Source organism: Oleiphilus sp. HI0061, assembly GCF_001635675.1.
This window is the reverse complement of record NZ_LWFE01001172.1, coordinates 1-3,339: the sequence shown is the minus strand read 5'-3', so window position 1 is coordinate 3,339 and position 3,339 is coordinate 1. Positions and strand designations below refer to the sequence as shown.

Annotated in this window: 6 protein-coding genes; 5 read left to right on the top strand and 1 reads right to left on the bottom strand. The window is 42.2% G+C overall.

Features of this window, described 5'->3' with window-relative positions:
* A partial coding sequence (locus A3735_RS17900) for a glutathione peroxidase (protein WP_197485928.1) occupies positions 1–380 on the bottom strand: 380 nt, incomplete at its 3' end.
* A gap of 210 nt (positions 381–590) precedes the next feature.
* Between A3735_RS17900 and A3735_RS17895 the strand changes: the two genes are divergently transcribed.
* The 5 genes from A3735_RS17895 to A3735_RS32290 all read left to right on the top strand — a co-directional run.
* Positions 591–1,658 (top strand): endonuclease/exonuclease/phosphatase family protein, encoded by a 1,068-nt coding sequence (locus A3735_RS17895; RefSeq protein ID WP_082865217.1) that lies wholly within the window; start codon positions 591–593, stop codon positions 1,656–1,658.
* 132 nt (positions 1,659–1,790) lie between these two features.
* A complete protein-coding gene (locus A3735_RS17890) occupies positions 1,791–2,156 on the top strand; it encodes a DUF393 domain-containing protein (protein ID WP_197475547.1) in 366 nt (121 codons plus the stop codon).
* 35 nt (positions 2,157–2,191) lie between these two features.
* Positions 2,192–2,371, top strand: a complete 180-nt coding sequence (locus A3735_RS17885) for a DUF6435 family protein (protein WP_068510205.1) — start codon at positions 2,192–2,194, stop codon at positions 2,369–2,371.
* A gap of 14 nt (positions 2,372–2,385) precedes the next feature.
* On the top strand, positions 2,386–3,003 hold the full coding sequence (locus A3735_RS17880; protein WP_197470023.1) for a heme-binding protein: 618 nt from the start codon (positions 2,386–2,388) through the stop codon (positions 3,001–3,003).
* Between the two features lie 159 nt (positions 3,004–3,162).
* The coding region (locus tag A3735_RS32290; RefSeq protein WP_082885923.1) for a transposase at positions 3,163–3,339 on the top strand (177 nt) is incomplete at its 3' end.

Below are 3,339 nucleotides of genomic sequence, written 5' to 3'. Positions count from 1 at the left end.
TGAGGTCCTGTTACATAGCTCGGCGCTAGCATGGTGAAACTAACGCCGAAGTTTTTGAAGCAGACGCTAGCTGTTTCTGCTTCAGTTGCTAATTCTTGCCTGAAGGAGTTAGAAGGGAAACCGACAATTTCCAAACCCTCATCTTTATATTTTTGATAAAGCGCTTCAAGTTGAGATAGCTGAGGGGTAAATCCGCATCGGCTTGCTGTATTAACGATAAGCAAGGTTTTCCCTTCAAAAGCCTGACAGAAGTCAATAGATTTTGAAGAGTGAAGACGCTTGGATTCATAGTTTAGCAAGGGGTCACAGCTTGCGTAACTTAATGATGTATTCGCCAAGCATAGCAAACCAATGATCGTAATTTTTGCTAGATGCTTCATATAAATATTTCTCCCTTCAATCGAATTAAGGATGCGCTGAAATCGAAGTTATTAAGTATATATATTTAGATACGCGAATTCTTAGTTTCTGGTTCACTTGGGTTTATACCTTGGCGTGTTGACCTTGTATCGAATTAGGACCAACCCTAAAATTTATTCTAAGTTCTTATTGTTTTAAATCATGGCCCTGGCTATTGGAGGTAAGAGCGAGTGCAGCGAAGCACTTTGCTCAGAATTATGGTAAAACAAACACGTCAGTTTAAGGTTTGTACGTTTAACCTTTTTAACTATATTGAACCTCCCAATGCATTTTACGAGTTGGAGAATATTTATACTGACCAACAATGGCGTAAGAAGGAAGCATGGATACTTAGGCTTCTGAAAGTAATTGGCGCAGATATTGTTGGTTTTCAGGAGGTGTTTTCCGTATCGGCTCTGAATAGCTTGTCAAAGTCAGCGGGCTTTGACTATTTTGCAACAGTCGAACAGCCCAACAAGAAGTCTGACTATCTGTTTGATATGCCCGTTGTCGCGATTGCTTCAAAATTCCCCATCCTATCTAGTGAAGCAGTTTCGGTTGATCAATATTTGATTCAGAGTTTGGGGCTCAACTCAGAATTTGTTTTTAGTCGTCAGCCGATCAGGGCCGTTATTGAAATCGATGATTACTCCAAGGTTGCCGTGTATGTGGCGCACTTGAAGTCTAAAAGGTCGAAGTTTGATCGTCACTTTTATGTGGATACAGCCGACAATGAACAAGTTCGTAATTTCCTTTACGACGACCTGCATGGTCGGTGGGCTTCAAGTATGCAGAGAGGAACTGAAGCAGCTCTTCTCTACAATGACTTTTGGAAATCTAGTGCGAAGGAAGATATGCCAACCATTATGCTTGGTGATCTAAATGATACGATCGACTCAACGCCTTTGCAGTTGCTGGTGGCTGGCGGGCATATTGATAGAATTGGATCGAAATATGTTTCATCCCTTTCTGCTGCGGAGAGGCTGAATGTTGAAAAACATACACTTTACGATGCCTTTGAAATTAGTGATAAAACTATCGAAACTCGTCGTAGCCCTACACACTATTTTGCAAATAAGGGCAGTGTTTTAGATTATGTGCTGTTATCAAAGGAATTTGATGCTAACAATCCACGCAGTATTGCGGAAGTCGTTAGTTATGACGTGCACGATGATCATCTGCAAAACCCTAACTATGAGGTAGACGCTGAAGCATCAGACCATGCCCCCGTGTCAGTCACCATCGAAACGGCCTTTTAAAGACTCCTAGACTCTGCTGTCGCCTAAAAAGCAATTCCAAATCAATCCTCACATTACTGCTGACAGTGATCCATATCGAGTTTGTATTCGTAGACCTTACTGATAACTGGTAACGAATTCGAGAAGAGTAAGTTGGAACAGTCAGCAGTAACAATCCGTCGCGACACATTGTACTACGATGGCGAATGCCCTCTATGTACAGCTGAGGTGTGTCGATTGAAGAAACATGCAGGCGACAATCTCACGATTAAGAACGTACATGATTTGGATTCAACAACTGAATCGCCGAGCAAAGATGTTTTGCTGAAGAGGCTGCACTTGCAAACTTCTGACGGAGAGTGGTTAGTAGGCGTTGATGCAAATGTTAGGGCTTGGCATCACACGCCCTACGCTCGTTTTTGGCGGGTACTTAACTGGCCTTTCATTCGTTTGTTTAGCCGCTGGGGATATGAAATATGGCTAGCGTATCGCCAGTATAGAAGTAAAAAGCAACCCTAGAACCAGAGTCCTGAATGTAGAGTAGGTAAAAAAGAATGTTTAAATGGTTTAGCAAAAATCCTTCTAAAAAACTCGTGAAAGCTTATGAAGCGAAGCTCACCGAGGCGATGCATGCACAGCGCAATGGCGACATAAGAGCCTATTCTATGCTCAGCAAAGAAGCCGATGATATTTATCAGAAAATACAAAGTGTTATGGCTAAAGAAAGTGCTTAGGGCAGGTCATCACGATGTCTAATCAATTTTTCTATACCGAAAGGCTCGGATCGATGAAGTTTATCTTGCTAGCTTGTTCTGTATTTGTGAGTTCCTTACTCACAGGGTGTAGCTTGGTTAAATACACGATTGAGCATGCTCCCTATTCGCTTATTCAGTCAGATGGAAATTTTGAGATCCGACATTACGACCAGATGTTATTGGTTTCCACAACGATGAATAGTGAAAAGGGGAGATCGTCAAACGATAGTGCTTTCAAACGACTTTTTGCTTATATCTCCGGCGAAAATAGTAAGGGGCAAGATATCAGCATGACCGCGCCTGTGTTCATGGATCAAGACAAAGCAACTAAAATGTCTTTTGTTCTTCCCGAAGATTTCAGGATTGAGACAGCACCGGCGCCGAGAGACCCAAACGTTTCTTTGGAGCGAGTCAATGATTACACCGTTGCAGCGATTCGCTTCAGTGGTTGGCTGGACGAGGACACAATAGAAAGCAAGAAAAGCGAACTATTGGCTTGGTTGAATGAGCAGGATATCAAAGCCATTGGGCAGCCTATTATTGCCGGTTATGATCCACCTTCGTCAATTCCTTTTTTTAGACGAAATGAAGTTCTAATCCCGATAGAGTAGACCCCATCTTTGTGTTCGTATGCCATGAGTGTGAGAAGGGTGCTATCTAACTGGTCTCTTCTGGACAGTGTGTAGATCCTAATCTATCTTTGATAGTGATCTGCTTTAATCAAACAGGACACTTCAATAAGGAATATAATCCAATTATTGAGGTGTTAAATGACAAAACGAAAGAACAGAAGTTATACAACAGAGTTTAAACAAGAAGCGGTTGCCCTGGTCACCGAGCAAGGCTATAGCGTTCCTAAAGCGGCTGCTTCATTGGGTATTACAGATAAGTTGCTCTACAACTGGAAAGCCAAGTTTGATGCGGAACAATCTGGTACTGGCTTAAAT